Here is a 21,901-nt window from a genome sequence, read left to right as displayed (position 1 = left end):
CAGTGATACCGCTTTAATCTTAGCTCATTGGCGAGCTAAATAATCTGACAGTGATGATCTTCTTTTTGCTCGGGCGCCTGCTCAGTGCTCGCTAGCTGCAGTGCGTTCGACAGTGCAATACTGAAGCCGCGTATCTTTTTTGCATCGTGTTTGGCGCGGGAGGCGTGCTCTGCCAGATAGGCAGGGTCTATCTTCTCGGCGTGTTGTCCCCTTAGTTGAAGTACGCCGATGGAGAGGTTGAGTAGGTCGTGTTTGCGCCAATTACCTTCCCTGTCTGGCGCGCTGAAGCCTTGATCTTTTATATGCTCGGGGCGATAAAGGGTCAGGCATAATTGCTGAAAGCGCTGATCTAGTTGATTAAGCCTTTGGCGCCAGTCTTTGCTGCGCATGACCAGCATGAAGTCATCACCGCCGATGTGCCCGACGAAGTCTTTCTGTGGGTCGCATAGCTCGCGTAATAGTTGGGCCAGGGCCAGTAGTACTTCGTCACCTTTGCCATAACCATAGAGGTCGTTAAAGGGCTTGAAGTTGTCCAGGTCGACGTAGCATAGCTGTGCGTCCTCCTGCTGCTCCAGCAGGCGCTCCAGGCACTGCTGGATAGGGATGTTCCCGGGCAGCAGGGTTAGCGGGTTGGCGTGTCGCGCTTGTTGTAGCTTGAGTTCGGTGATTTGTCGCAGTACGTCAATGCCGCGTCCCAGCCCTTTATAAACGCCTTGGTCGATAATTATAAAGTCGTCTTCCAGGCGCTGGCGCGCTCGGCTGGTAAGCAGCCGGCTCACACGCTGCAGGCTTTGCCGTATATCTACCAGCAAGCAATCGGTATCCATTAATTTACGGATGGGTTTGCGACTGTAAATTTCCTGCGCAAAGGGCTTGAGCATGGTTTGGCTTAACGCATGGCGTTGCACCGCGCCGATCGGGCGCTGATGGTCGTCCAATATGGCTAGTGTGTTGAGCGTGGGTTGTTGCTGAAAAAAAGCCAGTACGTTCTGTACCAGCGTGTTTTCGTTCAGCCCGGCTACGGGCAGCAGCAGGCTGTGGATTGGGGCGTCGTCGCTGCTGGTCGATTTACGCTGATTCAATCGCTCTGCCAGCAGCTCGGGATTTATCTCTGGCACACTCGCAGGGCGACCCAGCCAATACCCTTGAACCCAGTCGATACCGATTTCTTCCAGAACGGCAAGTTCTTCGGGTTGTTCAATGCCTTCGGCGATGACTTGAGCTCTTGAGGCGTTGGCCATTTGCAGAATGGATACGACGAACTCGCGCTTGATAGGGTCCTGATGTATGCCATCAACAAAGTGCCGGTCTATCTTGACGTACTCTGGGTGTAATTCGGACCACAGGCGCAGGCTGGAGTAGCCCGCACCAAGATCGTCCAGCGCAATGGAGAACCCCATGTCGCGGTAGTGGTGGAGCGCAGTCTGGAGCAGGTTCAGGTCTTCTATGGGGGCTTGCTCGGTCAGCTCGATCACTACACGATCAGGCGTTAACCCCTTGGCTTCAAGCATTGCCAGTGTGCCGCCGGAGTAATGCTGCTGCTCGAGCAGACTTTCCGGTGAGACGTTGAGAAACAGCTTGCCAGGCAGCCTTAAGGCACAAAATCGGTCGATGGCGTGGCTGCGGCAGAGCATTTCCAGCTCGGTTAGCATGCCGTGGTAGCGAGCGGCAGCAAACAGGGTAAGAGGGGAGTGCAGGGGGCTGTTGGAAGGGCCTCGGCTCAGCGCCTCATAGCCTATGACGCGTTGTTCCAGGCTGGATACGATGGGCTGAAACAGGCTGGATATAGCGCCTCTGTTGAGGATGTTCAGCAGCGCTTGGCGTTGTTCGGAGACGGTCATTGGCGATCCCGGGCGAATGGATTTTACTTTGCCCGGCAGCCTGAGAGGCTCTGGATAGGCACACTGACGGGCAATTGTACTGACCCGAGGCAGTGTGCCATCACCATATTACAGAAAAGTTACAGTTGTTGGCCGCGCAACTTAGTTGGCCTTGGCCACCTGATGCTCCAGTTGCAGGAGATCCACCAGAATTTGCCCCGTTTCGACCAGAAAGGCGTCGGGCTCTTCGTCCGATGTGCTGCTGTGCAAAGCTACCTCGTCTGCAGGATCTTCTTTTTCCAGAGAGGCTAGCGGCTCCTCACCGTTTGCCGTACGCCGCGTATTTTCCATGACCAACAGACGTGACTCGTAGTCGTTCAGCTGTTGCTTACGCTTGTCCTCATTCAACGGCAAGGTTTTGCGCGCCTTGATTTCGTCGTCCAGGCCCAAGCGGGCCAGAGTGTAGACAAAGTCAGGGTCGTTTGCCGCGCGCGCTTCATGGTCGATCAGCAGTTGCTGGACGAAGGGTTTGAGCTGCTGGCTGCTGCTGTAGCGCGCAGGCGGAATGGTATCCCACGGCATGGCATGAGGCAGCGCGCTTTCGCCTATTTCCTTACTGTCCAGCAATGATGGATAGCTGATGTCGGGTACCACCCCGCGATGCTGAGTGCTCTGACCGGAAACACGATAGAACTTGGCCAGGGTCAATTTCAATTCGCCATGATTGAGCGGTTGAATCGACTGCACCGTGCCTTTGCCAAAGGTTGGCTCACCAATGATGAGCGCGCGGCCATAGTCCTGCATGGCGCCAGCAAAGATCTCCGATGCGGAGGCGGATAGGCGGTTTACCAGCACGGCCATGGGGCCGTTGTAGGTGACACCTGACTCGGGGTCGTCAAGCACCTGTACATCGCCTTCAGTATTGCGGACCAGTACGGTAGGTCCTTGGTCGATGAACAGGCCGGTCAATTCGGTGGCTTCTTGCAGGGAGCCGCCGCCATTGTCACGCAGATCAAGGACCACGCCATCAACGTTCTCTGCTTTCAGCTCTTCGAGCAAGCGACGTACGTCACGCGTAGTGCTGCGGTAATCCGGATCGCCCTGACGGTAGGCTTTGAAGTCGAGGTAAAAACCGGGTAGATCAATGACGCCGATGCGGTAGTCATGGCCCTGGTTGTTTAGCTCGATCACACGTGACTTGGCTGCCTGGTCTTCCAGCTTGATCGCTTCGCGAGTCAGGTTGACCACTTTGCTGGCCATATCGCCGGGTGGGTTGCTGGCAGGGATGACTTCCAGGCGTACGTTCGAGCCTTTGGGGCCGCGGATCAACTTGACCACTTCGTCCAGGCGCCAGCCGATAACGTCCACCATTTCTCCATCAGCCTGGGCAACACCGACGATACGGTCGGCCGCGGCAAGTTGCTGGCTGCGCTGGGCCGGTCCGGCGGGGACCAGGCGCATTATCTTGGTGTATTCATTATCGCTCTGCAGGACGGCACCGATACCTTCCAGAGACAGGCTCATGTTGATATCGAAGTTTTCTGCATTTTCCGGTGACAGGTACTGGGTGTGGGGGTCGTACACCTGCGCCAGTGCGTTGATGTAATTTTGGAAAATATCTTCCGAGCGGGTCTGGCTGATGCGTATCTGTTGTCCCTTGTAGCGCTTCACCAGCTGGGTCTGGATGTCATCCAACGTTTTGCCGGACAGCTTCAGGCGCAACACTTCATCTTTGATTTGGTCGCGCCAGAGTTGGTGCAGCGCTTCGTCATCTCTGGCCCAGGCAGCGTCTTCGCGATCAACCAGGATTTCCTTGTCGGTGGAGAAGTCGAGAGTTGATAGCTGATTTTCCAGCAGACCCAGGGTGAATTCCAGTCGTTGCTCCAAACGCTCCAGCTGGCGCTTGTGCATATCAAAGCCAACACTCAGATCGCCGCTGAGCAGCAGGTCATCCATGCGCAGCCGGTTTTTGGCAAAACCATCGATGTCCTCCTGGCTGAACAGGCTGCGCTGACTATCCAGCTGCGTCAGGTAGGTGTCGTATACCTGCGCTGAGAGAGCATCGTCCAGGCGTGTACGGTTGTAGTGATGGCGGCGTAGCAGCTCTACTGTGTTTAGGCTGGCGATGACTTGATCACGAGTGGGTTGCAGCTGATCAAGGTCGAGCGGCTCGGCCTTCTCTGCGGCAAAAACGGTGGCGCTGATTGACATAAAAGCAATCAGGCATGACTGGCGCAGGGTGTTGGAACCTTTCATCTGGGGTATCGTATCCGGAGAGAGTATGCTTTATAGAGGTTGTGTGGGAGCCTGAGTTCCCGACTGTATTTACCTATTAGATGAACTATGGAGGCAGCGTGAGAGGATTGCAAGCCGAGGGCGGAGCACTGGTTTGGCAGGAACAGGCAGCAGAAACACTGCAACCTGGCCAAGTTCGCGTGAAGGTCATGGCCGCGGGGTTGAACCGCGCCGACCTGTTGCAAAAGGCGGGTATGTATCCGCCACCCGCTGGCGTGACCAGCGTGCTGGGGCTGGAGTGTGCCGGTCAGGTGGTGGAAGTCGCCGAGGGCACGCGCTGGAAAGTGGGTGATCGGGTCTGTGCGCTGCTGGCCGGCGGCGGTATGGCTGATGAAGTCGTGGTTGATGAGCGTCACTTGCTTACCGTACCCGCTAATCTCGACTGGGCTGAAGCCGCTGCCATTCCGGAAGTATTCAGTACTGCCTGGTTAAATATCTTTGAGCTGGCGAACGCACGGCCGGGCGAAAAGGTATTGATTCACGCGGGTGCCAGTGGTGTGGGTACCGCAGCCATTCAGCTGTGCAAGGCGCAGGGTAACCCGTGCTGGGTAACGGTCGGCAGCCAGGAAAAACTGGACGCTTGTATTAAGCTGGGCGCTGAAGGCGGCGTATTGCGTCAGGATGGTATTGCTACGTTGGCCGACCAAGGTCCGTTTGATGTGGTGTTGGATCCGGTTGGTGCTAACTACGCTGCTGATCACCTTGATCTGCTGGCTGTTGATGGCCGCTGGGTGCTGATTGGTCTTATGGGTGGCCGTGAGGCGACACTGGACCTGGGCAAGATGCTGGTCAAGCGTGCGCGCCTGATCGGCTCCACGTTGCGCACCCGCGATGCTGGCTTTAAGGCAACCTTGCTGGCTGATATGGAACAACGCCTGATGCCGTTGTTTGCCAAGGGCGATCTGCATCCGTTGGTCGCCAAGACATTTGCTTTTGAGGATGCCGAGGCGGCGTTTGCCGAGCTGGCAAGTGACAAGATCGTTGGTAAAGTGATACTGCTGCGCGAGGCTTGATCGAGCAGACTAAAACCCCGCTGTGCAACATGCGCAGCGGGGTTTTTTGTGCTCGCTAAATGAGCTGCGCGCAGTTGTAGAAGTGACGCAACACGCTGGTTAGATAGCCTGGATCGCGGCTGCCGGCCAGCTCCCTGATGGAATGCATGGCAAAGGTGGGCGCGCCTATATCGACGGTGCGCACGCCCAGGCGGCTCGCGGTAATTGGGCCGATGGTGCTGCCGCAGCCCATGTCGCTGCGCACAACAAAGCTTTGCACCGGAATGTTCGCGGCCTCGCAGAGGGAGCGGAAAAAGGCCGCTGTCTCGCTGTTGGTGGCATAGCGCTGGTTACTGTTGATCTTGATAACCGGCCCAGCGTTCAGCTTGGGGCCGTGATTGTCGTCGTGTTTTGCTGCGTAGTTGGGGTGTACTGCATGCGCGTTGTCCGCGGACACCAGCAGTGAGCGCTGAAGTACCTGAACGCGCTGAGCGGCGTCCGGTACTATGCGGCTGAGTACGTCTTCCAGGAAGGGGCCGTCGGCGCCGCAGCTGGAGCTTGAGCCTATCTCTTCATGGTCGGTGCAGACCAGCAAGCAGGCCTGTTCGGACTCTGCACTCAATAGTGCGGTTAGGCCGACGTGGCAGGACAGCAGATTGTCCAGTCGAGCAGCGCTGAAGAAGTCATTGTCCAGGCCGATAGTAGCTGGCGGCTGGGTGTCATAAAAGCTCAGCTCGTAATCGAGGATGTCCAGGTTGGCGCAATCGGCATGCTCGCGCTGCAATTGCTCAGACAGCAAGGCGCGCAGGTCGCGTGCCGGTTCCAGGCTGTGGGCCAGCAACGGTGGCAGATCGGTTTGTGGGTTGATCGGCAGGCCGTCGTTGACGCCGCGATTGAGGTGGATAGCCAGACTGGGGATTATTGCAATGGGTCGTTTGAAGTTGATCAAGCGACTGGCTATGCGTCCTTCTGCAGTACGAAAGCTGACGCGACCGGCCAGGGACAGGTCGCGGTCGAACCAGGGCGCGAGCAGGGCGCCGCCATACACTTCTATGCCTAGCTGCCACATGCCTTGCTGATCGAGTTCCGGTTGCGGCTTGACCTTAAGGCACGGGCTGTCGGTATGCGCGCCGACTAGGCGAATTCCGCCCTGCAGGCTATCAGCGCCCCCCATCTGAAAGGCAATCAATGACGAGTCGTTGCGCGTCACCAGATATTTGCCGCCGCTTTCAAGCTGCCAGTCTGCGCGCTCATCCAGTGCCTGGTAGCCGGCATCGAGCAGGCGGCTGCGCAATGTCGCGGTGGCGTGAAATGGAGTAGGTGACTGACTGATAAAGTCAGCCAGGTCCTGATTCAAGTCGGTATGCGACATGCCGTATTCCTCGCGGGCAGTGTGATTCAAAAAGGGCAGGGGCACTCAAAGGACAAGCGTTCGGCGGTCTCTGGATGGCTTATCACTAGCTTGGCGGCATGCAGTGCCAGTCGTGGGCAAGCTGCCAGCGCCTGCTCGTGCGCATACAGGCGATCACCTAGCAAGGGATGCCCGATCGCCAGCATGTGAACGCGCAATTGATGTGAGCGGCCGGTAATCGGAGTTAGCTCTACTCGACAGTAGTCACCGTGTCGCTCCAGTATCCGCCAAAAGGTTTGCGCGTGCTTGCCTTGCTCATGGTCGACTATGTGCCTCGGTTTGTTGGGCGGGTCATAGCGCAGTGGCAGGTCAATATGGCCGGAGTCGGTATCGGGCTGTCCCCAGCATAACGCAATGTAGGCCTTTTCTGTTTCACGGTCATGAAACTGACGTGACAGCTCGCGGTGAGCATCGGGGTTGCGGGCGATGACCAGTAGTCCGGACGTTTCCCAGTCCAGGCGGTGCACAATACGGGCTTCAGGATAGCCGTTATCTTGCAGGCGGGTGATCAGGCAATCCTTGTTATCCTCGGCGCGGCCGGGTACGGATAGCAAAAGAGTGGGCTTGTTGACGATGAGAAAGGCCGGATCCTGATGCAGGATGCCGATATCGGTCAGGGGCATGATGATTCCGCTGCGCCGCCCTGATGCAGGCGGCGCATAGTCTTCAGGGGCGTTCGGGCAGGGTGATGTTCAGCTCCAGGATCGAGCAATCGTCCTGGTTGTCGAGGGCGACATGCACCTGTTCGCGATCAATCTGAACATACTTGCTGATCACGTCGATAATTTCCTGCTGCAGCTGCGGCAGGTAATCGGGCTGGTTACGTTGGCCACGTTCGTGGGCGACTATGATCTGCAAACGCTCTTTGGCAATAGATGCAGTCGCCGGTTTTTTGCGGTCGCGGAAGTAGTCGAAAATGCTCATTTACCGACCTCCAAACAGGCGCTGCAGCAGCCCCTTCTTTTGTAATTCCAAAAAGCGGTGCGGCATATCTTTGCCAAGCAAGCGCTCAACCGCGTCGGCGTAAGCCTGACCCGCGTCGCTCTTGTCGTCCATAATGACGGGTACGCCCTGGTTGGACGCCTTGAGCACGGCCTGCGACTCGGGGATAACGCCCAGCAATGGAATTGACAGGATGTCTTCAACGTCGCTGACCGACAGCATTTCGCCGTTTTCGACGCGCTCCGGGTTGTAGCGGGTCAGTAGTAGGTGCTCTTTGATCTTCTCGCCGGCTTCTGCGTGTTTGGATTTGCTTGCCAGCAAGCCCAGCATGCGGTCGGAGTCACGCACCGATGATACTTCCGGGTTGGTAACAACCACGGCTTCATCGGCAAAGTACATCGCCAGGTGGGCACCTTTCTCGATACCGGCAGGCGAGTCGCATACGATATAGTCGAAGGTTTCTTTCAGTTCATTCAGTACGCGCTCGACGCCTTCCGGAGTCAGGGCGTCTTTGTCACGGGTTTGTGACGCGGGGAGAATAAACAGATTATCGGAGCGCTTGTCCTTGATCAGGGTCTGATTAAGGTTGGAGTCGCCGTTGATAACGTTGACGAAGTCATAGACTACGCGCCGCTCACAGCCCATGATCAGGTCCAGATTACGCAGCCCGACGTCGAAGTCGACGATGACTGTCTTGTACCCGCGCAGTGCCAAACCGGTACCGATGGCAGCGCTGGTAGTGGTTTTGCCTACCCCGCCTTTGCCTGATGTGACGACGATGATCTTAGCCAAGATGACCTTCCTGTCGAATTTCTCTAATGGTGGAATGTCGCGCTGAAAAAATGCGGTTATCAGCGCGAAAAATGATGTTCTGGTGGGGCCCATCGGTTGGCCAGAGGCCACGCAGTACGGGCGCCCCCGAATGGCTCAACAGTATCGGTTAAAGGGCGCTTATCTTCAAGCTGTCACCTGCCAAACTGATATGTACTGCCTGTTTCCAGTGCTGTTCCTTGCGCAAATCCTCTGCGACTTTGTATTGCCCGGCAATGGACACCAGCTCGGCCTCAAGGTTCTGACAGAAAATCCGCGCTTCGGTATTGCCTTGAACCCCTGCCAGTGCGCGACCGCGCAGCGGGCCGTAGACATGGATATGTCCGTCTGCGAGCAGCTCTGCCCCAGCGCTGACGGGCGCCATGACGATCAGATCGCCGCCGCGTGCATACACCTGCTGGCCTGAGCGGACCGGCTCGGTGATCAGTCTGCCGCCGCCGGGCATGGCTGCCGCCGGTGGTGCGCTGGTGACCGGTTCTGGTGTCGGTTGCGGAGCCGGCGTTTCAATGATCTTTTCGCGCTGCCGGCCTACCGGTATCAAAACCATGCCAGCGCTTTGCGCCAAGGCGCGGAAGTCTTCGCCGCCGCGCAGGGCGACCGGCTGCAGGCTATGCTCGCGACAAGTCGCCAGCAGTTTAGTCAGACCGGCAGCGTTGATTGGGTCTGTGAGTTTGTCGAGCGCAATGACAACAGGCGTATCGACGAAGAAGTTGGGTGCCTGCTCGACCTTTTCTGCCAGTTGTCGCGCAAAATGGTCGTGGGACAGGCGCACCAGTTCGACAACGGTCATGGTCAGCATGCCGCCCTTGAGATGAAACACGGGGTCGTTGTCGAGCAAGTCCAAAGTAGTGTCAGCAGTCATGGTGGGTCCGTTTCGCTTTAATGCGCACACTTATATAGATTGACTACGCTGATCGCAAGCCGCGCGCGGCTTGGGTAGAATGTGGTTTTTGCGCAAATGGATATCCGAATGGATCACGCGGTTTTTTCCCGAACTCTGTTGCACCCCCGCTATTGGTTGTTATGGCTGGGTTTGGGGGTGCTGTGGCTGGTTGTTCAGTTGCCCTATTCGTTGCTGCTGGGGCTCGGACGGCTGGTGGGTAAATTCATGTACTACTTTATGGCTGAACGCCGTGAAGTGGCTCGTATTAACCTGGAGCTGTGTTTTCCGCACATGAGTCAGCAGGAGCGCGAGGCGTTGCTGCGGGAAAATTTTGCCTCCAACGGGATTGCGTTGTTTGAAATGGCTATGGCCTGGTGGTGGCCCAAGCGACGTTTGGCGCGCCTGGCAAAAATAGAGGGTATTGAGCACCTGCACAATGCCGCAGCAAAAGGGCAGGGTGTAGTGTTGATGTCACTGCATTTCACGACGCTGGAAATTGGTGCTGCGCTGCTGGGGCAGGTAGTCACCATTGATGGCATGTATCGTGAGCATCGCAACGCTGCATTCGACTTTGTCCAGCGCCATGGTCGTGAACGGCATAATCGCGATGCCAAGGCAGTGGAGCGTGAGGACGTACGAAGCATGATGCGCTCACTACGCAGTGGCAGAGCGATATGGTACGCACCTGATCAGGACTATGGTCGCAAGGCGAGTGTGTTTGTGCCTTTGTTTGGTGTGCCAGCGGCAACTGTTACGGCCACCAGTACCTTTGCCCGCCTGGGTAAGGCGCAGGTTGTGCCCTTTACGCAGAGCCGTTTGCCCGGAGCCCAGGGTTACCAGTTGACCATTCATCCGCCGTTGCAGGATTTTCCCAGTGGTGACGACATGGCAGATGCGCTGCGAATCAACCAGTGGGTAGAGCAGTCGATAGCACAACAGCCGGAGCAATACATGTGGGTGCATAGGCGTTTCAAAACGCGGCCCGAAGGCGTGGCCAGGCCCTACGCCAAGCGCGAGCGCCGGCGTAGCCGTCGCTGATGGGTATGCAGCGCCCCGCTGATTGTACCGGATTGATACTGTCGGGCGGCGGCGCGCGTGCGGCTTATCAGGTTGGCGTGCTGTCGGTGATCGCCGAGCTGCTGCCAGCAGGTGCAGCCAATCCTTTTCCGGTTATCTGCGGTACTTCTGCAGGCGCCATCAATGCGGTCGCCCTGGCCAGTCACGCACGCACCTTTTCTGACGGTGTAGAGCGGCTACAAGAGGTGTGGTCGCAGTTTCGTTGTGAGCAGGTATATCGTAGTGACTGGCCGGGCGTTACTGCGCAGGCATGGCGGTGGGCGCGCGCCAATTTGCTCGGTATTCCAAGTAAAAAACCAACCGCTTTGCTGGACAACGAGCCTTTGCGGCAGTTACTTGATCGGACGCTGAAATTCGGTCAGATAGACGACAGCCTGATGAGCGGGCATCTGCGCGCCATATCGGTCAGTGCTTTCGGCTATCAGTCGGCCGACTCGGTTAATTTCTATCAGGGTGAGGCGCGTATTTCGCCTTGGGCGCGGCACCGCCGAGTAGGCGTGCAAACCAGGCTGGGTCTTGAGCATTTAATGGCGTCGTCTGCCATTCCCTTGGTATTCCCTCCGGTGTTGCTTAATCGCGAGTGGTTTGGTGATGGCGCGGTGCGGCAGCGGGCGCCAATCAGCCCGGCATTGCATCTGGGCGCTAACCGGGTGTTGGTAATTGGTGTTTCTGATAATTTTGCGGGGCAGCCTGCTGGCGGGCGCCGCGGGCCGAGGTTACGCACTGCTTTGCCGCCGACGCTAGCGCAGATTGGTGGGCATCTGTTGAATAGTACTTTTGTTGATAATCTGGAAACGGATGTCGAGTTGCTGGAGCGCATGAACCGCCTGGCTGGCTACATGCCTGCGGGCTCGCGGTATTCCGGTCGGGGAGTGCGTCAGGTTGAGGTGCAGATTATCTCGCCCAGTGAGCCACTGAATCTGATTGCTGCACGTCACCGCAAGGCTCTGCCGCGGAGCTTACGTGTTTTCCTGCGTGGCAGCGGCGCAACCCGCGCGTCAGGTGGCAGTGTGCTGAGTTACCTGTTGTTTGAGGCGGAGTATTGTCAGGAGTTGATCGAGCTGGGGCGGCGTGATGCGCTGGCCAAGGCGGAATCCCTGCAGCGCTTTCTGGGTTTATTGTGTCCGCTACAGGAGTCGACCGAGGTCGACTCCTACGCAGGTGGGGCTTGAGGCTAGCGGGTTAACCAACAACCAGTACACGAATGGCGTCCAGCCTGAGCTTGGCTTGTTGTAGCACGTGGTTGCCTTGTTCATGCTGGCGTTCGAGTGCCGTGATCTCGTCCTCGCGTACCAGTGGGTTGACCGCCTTTAGCGCTTTCAGACGTTGAATCTCCTCCTCTAGCTCGTCACTGAAGCGTGCGCGCGCGTCGGCGATTACTTGCAGGTGTTGAGCCTCGACAGCGCTTTCGGCGTGCTTGAGGAGTGATTCAACCGGCTCTCGCTGGGTTTTGGCAATTTTGGTGGCGAGCTGGCGCGGCAAGGATTCAACCTGGGCGTCAAGGGTATCGAAGCTGACCTTGGCTGCCAGATTGTTGCCATTGGCATCCAGCAGGCAGCGAATCGGCGTGGGTGGCAGGTAGCGCTGCAGTTGCAGGGCACGCGGCGCGATGGCTTCGCATACATAGACGCATTCCACCAGCATGGTGCCGGGTTTGAGCGCCTTATTCTTCAGTAAGCCAACCGAACTGTTGCCCATGCTGCCAGAGAGGACCAGATCCATGCCGCCTTGCAGCATGGGATGCTCCCAGGTCAGGAACTGCATGTCTTCGCGTGACAGCGCCGTGTCGCGGTCATAGGTGATGGTGACGCCTTCGTCGTCGCCCAGCGGGAAGCCAGCATCGAGCATGCGCTCGCCGGGCCGCAATACCAGTGCGTTGTCGGAGTGGTCGTCGCTATCGATACCGAACACGTCGAACAGGCGTTCCATGTAAATGGGTAGCTGAAAGTCGTTGTCCTGTTGTTCGATGACATCAATCATCTGGACGGAATCCTGATGGCCTCGCGAATGCAGCTCTAGCAGCCGATCACGGCCGTTGTGCAGTTCTTGCTCCAGCTCCAGCCGCTGGTTGCGTGCCTGCTCAATCAGTTTTTCCCATGCATCGGCATCGGGATGATCGAGTTGAGTGAGCAGTTCGCCGCCAAACTGGTGCTGCAGGGCGTTACCGGCCGGGCAGGTGCTCTGGAATGCATTGAGCGCCAGGTGATACCACTCGAACAGGCGTTGTTGTGCAGTTTCTTCAATGTAAGGCACGTGCAGCTGAATGATTTCGCGCTGACCAATGCGGTCGAGGCGACCGATACGCTGCTCCAGCAAGTCCGGGTGTGCCGGCAGGTCAAACATGACCAGGTGGTGAGCAAACTGGAAATTACGGCCCTCACTGCCGATTTCCGAGCAGATCATGACTTGTGCGCCAAATTCTTCATCGGCGAAGAACGCGGCGGCGCGGTCGCGTTCGATGATGCTCATGCCCTCATGGAAAACGGTTGCCGGTACGCCGCTGCGCACGCGCAGAGCGTCTTCCAGATCCAGTGCGGTTTCGGCGTGGGCGCAGATCACCAGCACCTTGCTGCGTTTAAGTACCTTGAGGGTGTCGATCAGCCACTCGACACGGGGATCTTCCAGCCACCACATGGTTTCAGCGGCATCAAAATCAGCCTGCAAGGGTTGCTCAGGATATAACGCAACTCGGCCTTCCTGGTCTTGATAGAGCTCAGGGCAGGGTAGTGGATAGGCATGCAGCTCCCGTTCCGGGAATCCAGAAATGGCCGCGCGAGTGTTGCGGTACAGAACGCGACCTGTGCCGTGGCGGTCCAGCAGTTGGCGTACCAGGCTGTCGCGTGCGTGGTTTGCCGCTTCGCCGGGTTGGTTCAGTGCCGCCAGTTGCGGTTCGGCGCTGCTGCCAAGCCAGTCGATGATCGCGCTCTGATCGCCAGTGCTGAGTTGATCATCCTCCAGAAGATGCTGTACGGCGTCTGCCACCGGTTGGTAGCGCTCGGCCTCGGCAATGAACTGCGGCAGGCTGTGGAAGCGATCGGGGTCTAGCAGGCGCAGGCGCGCGAAGTGGCTGGCTTGGCCCAGTTGCTCCGGGGTGGCTGTCAGTAGCAATACCGCCGGTATCTGCCGCGCCAGGGTTTCGATCAGCAAATACTCGGGGCTTGGCGATTCTTCGTGCCATACCAGGTGATGAGCTTCGTCGACTACCAGCATGTCCCAATCGGTCTGCTGTACGTAGTCCGCGACCTTGTCGTTCTCGAGCAGGAACTCCAGCGCAACCAGCGCCAGTTGTTCTTCCTCAAAGGGATTATCTTCTGCGCCAGCGCAGCGATCAGGATTGAAGAGAGCAAATTGCAGGTTAAAGCGGCGGCGCATCTCTACCAGCCACTGGTGTTGCAGGTTTTCCGGTACCACAATCAAAGCACGGCGAATGCGGCCCGTTTGCAGCTGGCGGTGCAGTATCAGACCTGCTTCGATGGTTTTACCCAACCCCACTTCATCGGCGAGCAGTACGCGTGGCGCCATGCGGTCAGCGACATCCCGAGCGATATGCAGCTGATGGCCGATCGGTTGCGTACGCACGCCAGCCAAGCCAAGCAGCGGTGAGCGCTGAACGCGGCAATAATGACGCAGGCTCTCAAACCGCAGGCTGAACCAGGGAAGAGGATCAATCTGACTGGCGAACAGGCGATCGCTGGCCAAACGGAACTGAATGAAGTTGTCGAGCATGGTTTCGGCAAAGGTTTCTTCGCTGCCGTCTTCGCGTAAACCGGTGTAGACCAGCAGGCCGTCCTGCTCGCCAACGTCGTTGACGGTAATGCTCCAGCCCTCATGATGGCTGATGTTGTCGCCGGGGCTGAAGCGCACCCGCGTCAGTGGCGCATTGCGTAATGCGTAGTGACGAGTCTCGCCGCTGGCGGGATACAGCACCACCACCAATCGGTCGTCCTGAGAGAGCACTGTGCCCAGCCCCAGTTCCGATTCGCTGTCACTAACCCAGCGCTGTCCCGGGATAAATCCTGCCATGCCTCTCTCCTGACCGTGCGAAAAAAAGGGCGCACATCTTACCCGATCGTCTCGCATGCAGAAACCTCGAGTTTCAGTTGGCTGCAGCCAAATTTGCCTTTACATGCGATCAAAAATCACTCAATTATGTCGATTGCATCACTGTTGTCTGGATATAGATGCGATCTTCGCGGTCGATATAGTGTAGACAACAATGGTTACGAGGCTGCGACAGGGTGTCTGGCAGCTTTTATGAGGTTATAGAATATGCTGATTCCAGGGATTCCCCCGGCGGGGGCGCAGCATGACCCGGTGAAGGTCAAGCGACAGGTGGAGCCGACGCAAGAGTCGAAATCGGTAGATAATGCAACTTCATCCCCCGTCGAGCGCCGCCAGCGTGATAACGGCCGCTGGCCAGAGCGTCGCCGCAAACGTCGCCGCCAGCCGCGCCTGGAGCAGGCGCCCGCAGAGCACGAGTTTGACTTGCCAACCAAGGGGTTGCTGGTTGATATTGAGGCATGATTCTGTGCGCGTAGTAAGTAAGGTCGTGTTTCGCTTTCCTTGACCAGGGTTCTCGCGCTGGTGTTTCGACAGGCCCTGGGCTGGCTTTCACTCCAAAACCCACTTGAGTTATCAGCTCCGCCGTAAGGGGGTAAATATGTCTGACAAATCTGATTCGCCTGTTGTGGTCGACTTCGCTGAGGCGCGGCGACAGCGTATCCATGATATTCACGATGCGCGGCTTGAGAGCATGCGTAGTGCTTTCGCCAAGGCGTTGCCGCTAGCGGGAGCCAAATCATCAGGTAAAGGCAAAAAGAAACGCAATAAAAAGCCGCGCTAAGTCGCTGGCTCCTTCATTGACCCTGATCAATATTCCAATCAGAGCATCGGCATAACCTGTGTACATGGAAAACGCAGGAGGTGCCTTATGTATGTTGATGCAGCTGTAATCGCAGGGATACTCACAGTCGGTTTGATGCTGGCTTTCTTTGGTGGTGTGGGTTTGTTTATCAGGAGTGATATCAAAAAACACAAGAAAGAGCAGTGAGTTGTGTCGCCAGGAAGTAGGGCATAATGCAGGTCTGTTAATAACTTCAGACCATTATGCCCTCGTCCGACTTGCCCACACGTCGCCCACGTTGCGAGCGCTGCCTGCGCCCTGCGCAATCCTGTCTGTGTCTTCTTATTCCAAACGTACCCAATTGCACTCATCTGCTGATAGTGCAGCATCCCTCCGAGCAAAAACACGCATTGAACACGGGCCGACTGCTTGCCCTGGGCCTCTCTAGTGCCGATCTTTTGATAACCGAGTCGCTTGCAGGGCACGCGCAGTGGTGTGATCGGTTACAGGACTCCAGCTGGCGCACAGAACTTCTCTTTCCTGGCCCGCAAGTATCAATCATTCAGCGCGACTGCGCGGATACACGGCCACGACGTCTGGTATTGCTGGATGGAACCTGGCGCAAGGCGCGAAAGCTGTTGCACCTGAACCCGGTCTTGCAGGCGCTGCCCAGGGTTGGCCTGTCTGCTGGCCTTTCCAGCCGCTATCGCCTGCGCAAGGCGCCTGAAGCAGGTGCACTCTCGACTATTGAAGCCGGTGTCGAGGCCCTGCGAATGCTTGAGCCCGACCTGCTCGTGGAGCCTTTGCTGGCCCCCTTTGACGCACTTATAGAAGGGCAGATCAGCGCCATGGGGCAGGCGCGCTATCAGCGCAATTACCCGACCCGCTGAGCGCCAGTGCAATGGCATGATGAGTCAGCGTGCTGTCGTGTAGAACGCTTGATTCATGGCATTTATAGTGCCCTTTAATCCCGGCTTGCCAGCCAGCTTGTCGCTAGACTGATCCTTGAGTTAATCGCTCGCGCTCAACAACAAAAATAGCGTCATTCGATAGTTAAGGGGTTTTCATGCAGGCAACAGGGCAACGAGTTGTAATCACCGGCGCTGGCAGCGGCTTAGGGCGCGAGCTGGCTCTACGGTACGCTCGAGAAGGTGCGCGCTTGGCACTGGCCGACATTAATGAGGATGGGTTGAAGGAAACCCGGCAATTGGTTGCAGACGCGGGTGGCTGGAGTTTTAGCCAGCGTTGCGATGTGCGTGACTACAGCCAGCTTGCTGCGCTGGCGCAAAGCTGTGAAGAGCGCTTTGGTGGTGTCGATGTGCTGATCAATAACGCCGGCGTGGCTTCCGGTGGCATGTTTTGGGACCTGAGCCTTGAGGATTGGGACTTTCAAATTGGTATCAATCTGATCGGCGTGGTCAAGGGCTGCAAGGCATTCATGCCGCTGCTGCTGGCTCAGGGCAATGGCCGCATTATCAATATCGCCTCCATGGCCGCGCATATCCAGACGCCGGGGATGAGTAATTATAATGTCGCCAAGGCCGGGGTGGTGGCGCTGTCGGAAAGTCTGTTGGCCGAGTTGCAGCCCCTGGGTATCAAGGTCAGCGTGGTTTGCCCCTCTTTTTTCCAGACCAATCTGCTCGACTCTTATCACGGTCCCGATCATCAGTCGAAAAACGATATGGCCAAGTTACTGCAGAGTTCGCCGATCAGTGCTCAGGAAGTGGCCGATATCACTTACCGCGAAAGCGAGGCTGATCAGTTCATGATTTTGCCGCACGAGCGCGGCCGCCTGGCCCTGGAGCAGAAGCGCGCTGATCCGCAGGTTATTTATCAGGAGATGTTCAAGCTGGCTGCGCGACGACTGGAGCAGAGCTGATCCGGTTCAGTAAACTGAGCAGCCGTTCAGCGCAGGCTCATGCTTGCGCACCTCAAATAGCGCTTTATCACGCTGGTCTATTGTGTTTACCGCACGCGGTCTGGACTTTATGCTGTGCGACCTTGGTGGTAGAAGCGATTGATGAGCGCTGCCATCCATTCACGAGTGTCTGATCTGCATGGCAGGCGGATGCTCGCTATACCCCCTGCTGAATTTGAGGTTACTAGCATGCGTGACGTCGTTATTGTCGACAGTGTACGGACCGGTCTGGCCAAGTCATTCCGTGGCAAGTTCAACATTACCCGCCCTGATGATATGGCGGCGCATTGCGTCAACGCGCTGTTGGAGCGCACCGGTATCGATCCCAAACTTATTGATGACTGCATTGTGGGTGCTGGCTCCAACGAAGGCGCTCAGGGTCACAACATCGGCCGCAACGTAGCCGTACTGTCGAAAATGGGCATTGATGTCGCGGGCATGACGCTGAACCGCTATTGCTCATCCGGCCTGCAGTCAATTGCCATTGCTGCCAACCAGATCGCCTCTGGTTGCTCCGACGCTATCGTCGCCGGTGGCGTTGAGTCCATCACCATGACGGCCAAGAGCCGCAATACTGACAACTTCGTCAACCCGATCCTGGAAAAAGACTTCCCGGGTATTTACTACCCCATGGGTCAGACTGCCGAGATCGTAGCGCGCCGTTACAACGTGACCCGCGAGCAGCAGGATGAGTACTCCCTGCAGAGCCAGCAGCGCACTGCCCGTGCTCAGGCTGAAGGCCTGTTTGACGACGAAATCGTACCGATGAAAGTCAAGTACCAGGTGCAGGACAAGGCGACTGGCGATATCAGCATCGTTGATGGCGTTGTTGATCGCGACGAGTGCAACCGTCCTGAGACCACCCTGGAAGGTCTGAGCAGCCTGAAGCCCGTGTTTTCGGAAGATGGTTCGGTTACTGCGGGTAACGCCTCTCAGTTGTCTGACGGCGCCTCAATGACGCTGCTGATGAGTCTGGAAAAAGCATTGGAGCTGGGTCTGAAGCCATTGGCTTACTTCCGCGGTTTCGCCGTGGCTGGTTGCGAGCCTGATGAAATGGGTATTGGCCCGGTCTATTCCGTGCCCAAGCTGCTCAAAGCACGCGGTCTGACGGTTGACGATATTGATCTGTGGGAGCTGAATGAAGCTTTCGCTTCGCAGTGTCTGTATGCACGTGACTTCCTCAAGATCGACAATGAGAAGTACAACGTCAACGGTGGCTCTATCTCCATTGGTCACCCGTTCGGTATGACCGGCTCGCGTCAGGTTGGTCATCTAATTCGTGAGCTGCAGCGTCGTGGCAAGCGTTATGGTGTGGTCACCATGTGTGTCGGCGGCGGCATGGGCGCAACCGGCCTGTTTGAAGCTTACCCGCAGGACTAAAGTTGGCGCCGCCCTGTTCGGCGGCACTGCTTGTAAGGCGCGCCTCTGGCGCGCCTTTTTTATGTGTGTCGTTTTTGCTGTCTTTGGTCGATGCCAGCCGGTTTGCCTTGTGGCACAATGCAAGGATTATGACAGGACGAGATTGCAGCGGCTCAATGCGCGGTTATCAGTACATCACCAGGCTCCCCCATGGCGACTGACATTCGTCGCGTTGGCTTTCTGTTGCTGCCCGGTACGCATCCGGGCGCTGTGATGCCGGCATTGTCGGTATTGCTCTCAGCCAATCGCATGGCAGAGCAGCGGCGTTACGCGCCAGAAACCTACACCCTTGATGAGCAAGCACTGCAAGCCAGTGACGGTCTCAGTCTGGTTGCGGCTCCCTGGCAGCAGTGTGCTGCCGGTTTGGCGCAGCTTTGGCTGGTGGCGGATCAGTTACCCGCCGCTGACGCTTTGCCGCAGGAACTGGTGGCATATTTGCAACAGGCGCTTGCCGCGGGAGTATTGTTGGGTGGTCTGGAGGCCGGTGTGGCTGGGTTAGCCTTTGCCGGGTTGCTGGATCAGCATCGTTGCTCGGTACATTGGCGGATGCTGGATGAGTTTCGTGAGCGCTTTCCCGGCGTTGAGGCAACGACTCACCTGTTCGAGTTAAGCGATAATCTTGGCTCCAGCAGCGGCGGTCAGGCGACAACTGATTTGTTTCTTACCTTGCTGGCCCAGGAACAGGGTCAGGATTTGGCGGCACTGGTGGCCGAAGACCTGGTAGTGGAGCGTATTCGCGATGGTGGTGAGCGCCAACGAATGCCGCTGCGTAATCGGCTGGGTAGTAGTCATCCGAAGCTGACGCAAGCGGTTATCCTGATGGAGTCGAATATTGAAGAACCGTTGACTACCGATGAGATCGCTCGTCACGTCTGTGTTTCACGGCGTCAGCTTGAGCGCATTTTCAAGCAGTACCTCAACAGCGTACCCTCGCAGTATTACCTTGAGTTGCGGCTGAACCGGGCGCGTCAGATGCTGCTGCAGACCAGTAAGTCGATTATTCAGATTGGCTTGTCCTGCGGCTTCTCCTCCGGTCCGCATTTTTCCAGTGCTTACCGCAACTGTTTCGGTGTAACACCGCGAGAAGATCGCAATCAGCGTCGTGCTCAGCAAGTCGCCGATGGCGTAGCCAAAGATTCCTGACACCCGGCAGCGTTTGTCGGATGCCACATTGATAGAGTGCGCGTCAGTTTTGACGTGCCAATACAGAGAAGGAGATGACAGTGTCAGCAGAAGTCGGTCGGTCTGATTTTGATCGGGTTATGGTGCCCAATTATGCGCCAGTGAACATGGTGCCCGTGCGTGGCGCAGGTTCGCGCCTGTGGGACCAGCAGGGCCGAGAATATGTTGACCTGGCTGGTGGTATTGCGGTCAATGCTTTGGGGCACTGTCATCCTGCTATGGTCGAAGCGTTGACTGAGCAGGCTAATCGCTTGTGGCATGTATCCAACATTATGACCAATGAGCCGGCACTGCGTTTGGCCGACAAGCTGGTTGCAGCCACTTTTGCCGATAAGGTGTTTTTTGCCAACTCCGGCGCTGAGGCCAATGAGGCGGCGTTCAAGCTGGCCAGACGCTGGGCGCATAATCAGTTTGGGGTGGATAAAAGCCAGATTATCGCCTGCAGTAATAGTTTTCATGGGCGTTCCTTGTTTACCGTTAGTGTCGGTGGTCAGCCCAAGTACTCTGAAGGCTTTGGCCCGGCGCTTGGCGGCATCAGCCATGTTCCTTATCAGGACGTGGCAGCGCTGGAAGCGGCAATGTCTGATAAAACCTGTGCCGTTGTGCTGGAGCCTATTCAAGGTGAAGGCGGTGTGATTCCGGCCAGTGACGAGTACCTGCGTCAAGTGCGCGCACTCTGCGACAAGCACAATGCCTTGCTGGTATTTGATGAGGTGCAGAGCGGCATGGGGCGCACCGGCAAGCTGTTTGCCTACATGGATAGCGGCGTAGTGCCGGACATTCTGACCAGTGCCAAGAGCCTGGGTGGCGGCTTTCCGATTTCTGCCATGTTGACCACGGCTGCAGTTGCTGAGCATTTTGCGGTAGGCACGCATGGCAGTACTTATGGCGGCAATCCGCTTGCGTGCGCGGTGGCTGGTCGTGTGCTGGACGTAGTGAATACCCCAGAGGTGCTCGATGGTGTTCGGCATCGTCATCAACTGATCGTGAGTGCGCTAGAGAAGATGGCCACAGAATTCGGGGTGTTTTCCTCGGTGCGAGGTCGTGGTTTGTTATTGGGCGCCGTTATGGCTGAGCAATGGCGCGGCAAGGCCAAGGATATCCAGGTGTTGGCACAGGAAGAAGGTCTGCTGGTTTTGCAGGCTGGCCCAGATGTAGTGCGGCTGGCACCCAGTTTGATTATTGAAGAGGCGGATATTGCCGAAGGTATGCAACGGCTAAAAACAGCCTTGCAACGACTGGTTGCCTAGGACACGGAGGGCGCACGATGTTGATGCTGCGATTGGGGAAGTCGAGCGATTTATCGCAGATTGAGCGGCTGGCTGCGGCCAGTCCGGTCGGCGTCTCCTCATTGCCGGCCAATCGCGAGCGCCTGGCAGATATCCTCACTGCTTCTCAGGCATCGATGGCGGAGGAGGTTACCTTTACGGGAGAGGAGCGTTACTTTTTCGTATTGGAAGATACTGTCAGTGGCGACCTGGTGGGCTGTAGCGGCATTATTGCGGCCTCCGGTTTTCGTGCGCCTTTTTATACCTTCCGCAATGAGATGTTCGTGCACGCTTCGCGTGAGCTCGGGCTGCACAACCGTATTCACGTTTTGTCGCTGTGCCACGACCTGACCGGGCATAGTTTGCTGGCGGGTTTTCATCTTGCCGATACCCAGTCTGAGCCCGCTGCCATGCAATTGACTGCGCGGGGGCGTCTGCTGTTTATGGCTAGCCACCCGCAACGGTTTGCCGAGTCCACCTCGGTCGAGATAGTGGGTGTGAGCGACGCCGATGGCAATGCGCCTTTTTGGGATGCGGTGGGGCGTCACTTCTTCGCCGTCAGCTATGGTGAAGCCGAACGCATCGGCAGCGAGCGCGGCCGCAGTTTTCTGGCCGAGCTGATGCCGGGCTATCCGATTTATGTGCCGATGTTGTCGGATGAGGCGCAGGAGGTTATTGGTCAGGTCAATCCATCGGTGCAGGACGTATTCGATATTCTGATGGATGAAGGGTTCGAGACCGACAACTATGTTGATATTTTTGACGGCGGGCCGGTGGTGCATGCCAAGACAGCACTGCTCAATACGGTGCGCAACAGTGCCTTGGCAAAGGTGCAGATAGGTTTACCGGTAGCCGGCGACAGCTTGTGGCTGGTTGCCAATACGCGTGTCTGTGATTTTCGTGCCTGTGCCTTGCAGCTCACCTGGTTGCCGGGTCAGCCGTTGGTGCTGGATCAGGCGACAGCCGATCAGTTGTGTGTTGCCGAAGGCGATCACGTGCGCCTAGTAAGGGGATTCTAAT

At 57.1% G+C, this 21,901-nt stretch carries 20 protein-coding genes; 12 read left to right on the top strand and 8 right to left on the bottom strand.

The window, feature by feature from the left end:
* Positions 1 to 35: 35 nt before the first annotated feature.
* Together H4J77_RS04445 and H4J77_RS04440 are read right to left on the bottom strand one after the other, a co-directional pair.
* Positions 36 to 1,841, bottom strand: a complete 1,806-nt coding sequence (locus H4J77_RS04445) for a bifunctional diguanylate cyclase/phosphodiesterase (protein WP_182247203.1) — start codon at positions 1,839 to 1,841, stop codon at positions 36 to 38.
* Between the two features lie 141 nt (positions 1,842 to 1,982).
* Positions 1,983 to 4,076, bottom strand: coding sequence for a carboxy terminal-processing peptidase (locus H4J77_RS04440; RefSeq protein ID WP_182247201.1), 2,094 nt, complete (start codon positions 4,074 to 4,076; stop codon positions 1,983 to 1,985).
* 98 nt (positions 4,077 to 4,174) lie between these two features.
* On the opposite strand from H4J77_RS04440, the gene H4J77_RS04435 reads away from it, so the two are divergent.
* Entirely contained in the window at positions 4,175 to 5,128 is a 954-nt protein-coding gene (locus tag H4J77_RS04435) for an NAD(P)H-quinone oxidoreductase (RefSeq protein WP_404940749.1), read from the top strand.
* 55 nt (positions 5,129 to 5,183) lie between these two features.
* Here the strand turns inward: H4J77_RS04435 and H4J77_RS04430 are convergent, their stop codons facing one another.
* From H4J77_RS04430 to minC, 5 genes are all read right to left on the bottom strand, one after another.
* Positions 5,184 to 6,479 (bottom strand): M18 family aminopeptidase, encoded by a 1,296-nt coding sequence (locus tag H4J77_RS04430; protein ID WP_182247197.1) that lies wholly within the window; start codon positions 6,477 to 6,479, stop codon positions 5,184 to 5,186.
* 26 nt (positions 6,480 to 6,505) lie between these two features.
* A complete protein-coding gene (locus H4J77_RS04425) occupies positions 6,506 to 7,141 on the bottom strand; it encodes an RluA family pseudouridine synthase (RefSeq protein WP_182247196.1) in 636 nt (211 codons plus the stop codon).
* A gap of 43 nt (positions 7,142 to 7,184) precedes the next feature.
* A complete protein-coding gene (gene minE, locus H4J77_RS04420) occupies positions 7,185 to 7,442 on the bottom strand; it encodes a cell division topological specificity factor MinE (protein WP_092288215.1) in 258 nt (85 codons plus the stop codon).
* On the bottom strand, positions 7,443 to 8,252 hold the full coding sequence (minD, locus tag H4J77_RS04415; protein ID WP_123890710.1) for a septum site-determining protein MinD: 810 nt from the start codon (positions 8,250 to 8,252) through the stop codon (positions 7,443 to 7,445).
* Between the two features lie 148 nt (positions 8,253 to 8,400).
* Positions 8,401 to 9,153 (bottom strand): septum site-determining protein MinC, encoded by a 753-nt coding sequence (gene minC / locus H4J77_RS04410; RefSeq protein ID WP_182247195.1) that lies wholly within the window; start codon positions 9,151 to 9,153, stop codon positions 8,401 to 8,403.
* Between the two features lie 108 nt (positions 9,154 to 9,261).
* Here minC and H4J77_RS04405 point away from each other — a divergent pair, with 108 nt between their 5' ends.
* Positions 9,262 to 10,212, top strand: a complete 951-nt coding sequence (locus H4J77_RS04405; protein ID WP_182247194.1) for a lipid A biosynthesis lauroyl acyltransferase — start codon at positions 9,262 to 9,264, stop codon at positions 10,210 to 10,212.
* Positions 10,212 to 11,423 carry a patatin-like phospholipase family protein gene (locus tag H4J77_RS04400; RefSeq protein WP_259364720.1) on the top strand — a complete coding sequence of 404 codons (1,212 nt, stop codon included), beginning with the start codon at positions 10,212 to 10,214 and terminating at the stop codon, positions 11,421 to 11,423. Before H4J77_RS04405 ends, H4J77_RS04400 begins: the two co-directional genes overlap by 1 nt.
* A 10-nt stretch (positions 11,424 to 11,433) precedes the next feature.
* Here H4J77_RS04400 and rapA read toward each other — a convergent pair whose 3' ends face one another.
* Positions 11,434 to 14,274: an RNA polymerase-associated protein RapA gene (gene rapA, locus H4J77_RS04395; protein WP_182247193.1), complete on the bottom strand. Its 2,841-nt coding sequence runs from the start codon at positions 14,272 to 14,274 to the stop codon at positions 11,434 to 11,436.
* Positions 14,275 to 14,520: 246 nt separating this feature from the next.
* Between rapA and H4J77_RS04390 the strand changes: the two genes are divergently transcribed.
* From H4J77_RS04390 to H4J77_RS04355, 9 genes are all read left to right on the top strand, one after another.
* The gene (locus tag H4J77_RS04390) at positions 14,521 to 14,775 is read left to right on the top strand and encodes a hypothetical protein (RefSeq protein ID WP_123890714.1); all 255 of its coding nucleotides are present in this window, start codon (positions 14,521 to 14,523) and stop codon (positions 14,773 to 14,775) included.
* Positions 14,776 to 14,911: 136 nt separating this feature from the next.
* Positions 14,912 to 15,094 (top strand): hypothetical protein, encoded by a 183-nt coding sequence (locus H4J77_RS04385; RefSeq protein ID WP_123890715.1) that lies wholly within the window; start codon positions 14,912 to 14,914, stop codon positions 15,092 to 15,094.
* Between the two features lie 87 nt (positions 15,095 to 15,181).
* On the top strand, positions 15,182 to 15,301 hold the full coding sequence (gene ccoM, locus H4J77_RS20170; protein WP_305955062.1) for a cytochrome c oxidase subunit CcoM: 120 nt from the start codon (positions 15,182 to 15,184) through the stop codon (positions 15,299 to 15,301).
* A gap of 56 nt (positions 15,302 to 15,357) precedes the next feature.
* Positions 15,358 to 15,984, top strand: coding sequence for a tRNA-uridine aminocarboxypropyltransferase (locus H4J77_RS04380; protein WP_182247192.1), 627 nt, complete (start codon positions 15,358 to 15,360; stop codon positions 15,982 to 15,984).
* A 176-nt stretch (positions 15,985 to 16,160) separates the two neighbouring features.
* Entirely contained in the window at positions 16,161 to 16,973 is an 813-nt protein-coding gene (locus tag H4J77_RS04375; RefSeq protein ID WP_182247191.1) for an SDR family oxidoreductase, read from the top strand.
* 228 nt (positions 16,974 to 17,201) lie between these two features.
* Entirely contained in the window at positions 17,202 to 18,392 is a 1,191-nt protein-coding gene (locus tag H4J77_RS04370; RefSeq protein ID WP_182247190.1) for a thiolase family protein, read from the top strand.
* 189 nt (positions 18,393 to 18,581) lie between these two features.
* The gene (locus H4J77_RS04365; protein ID WP_182247188.1) at positions 18,582 to 19,574 is read left to right on the top strand and encodes a GlxA family transcriptional regulator; all 993 of its coding nucleotides are present in this window, start codon (positions 18,582 to 18,584) and stop codon (positions 19,572 to 19,574) included.
* A 74-nt stretch (positions 19,575 to 19,648) separates the two neighbouring features.
* The gene (locus H4J77_RS04360) at positions 19,649 to 20,863 is read left to right on the top strand and encodes an aspartate aminotransferase family protein (RefSeq protein ID WP_182247186.1); all 1,215 of its coding nucleotides are present in this window, start codon (positions 19,649 to 19,651) and stop codon (positions 20,861 to 20,863) included.
* 17 nt (positions 20,864 to 20,880) lie between these two features.
* Positions 20,881 to 21,900: an arginine N-succinyltransferase gene (locus H4J77_RS04355; protein WP_182247184.1), complete on the top strand. Its 1,020-nt coding sequence runs from the start codon at positions 20,881 to 20,883 to the stop codon at positions 21,898 to 21,900.
* Position 21,901: the final 1 nt, after the last annotated feature.

Origin of the sequence: Pseudomonas sp. 5Ae-yellow (assembly GCF_014077575.1) — a bacterium.
Lineage (GTDB): Bacteria > Pseudomonadota > Gammaproteobacteria > Pseudomonadales > Pseudomonadaceae > Halopseudomonas > Halopseudomonas neustonica.
This window is presented reverse-complemented; position numbering and strand designations above follow the sequence as displayed.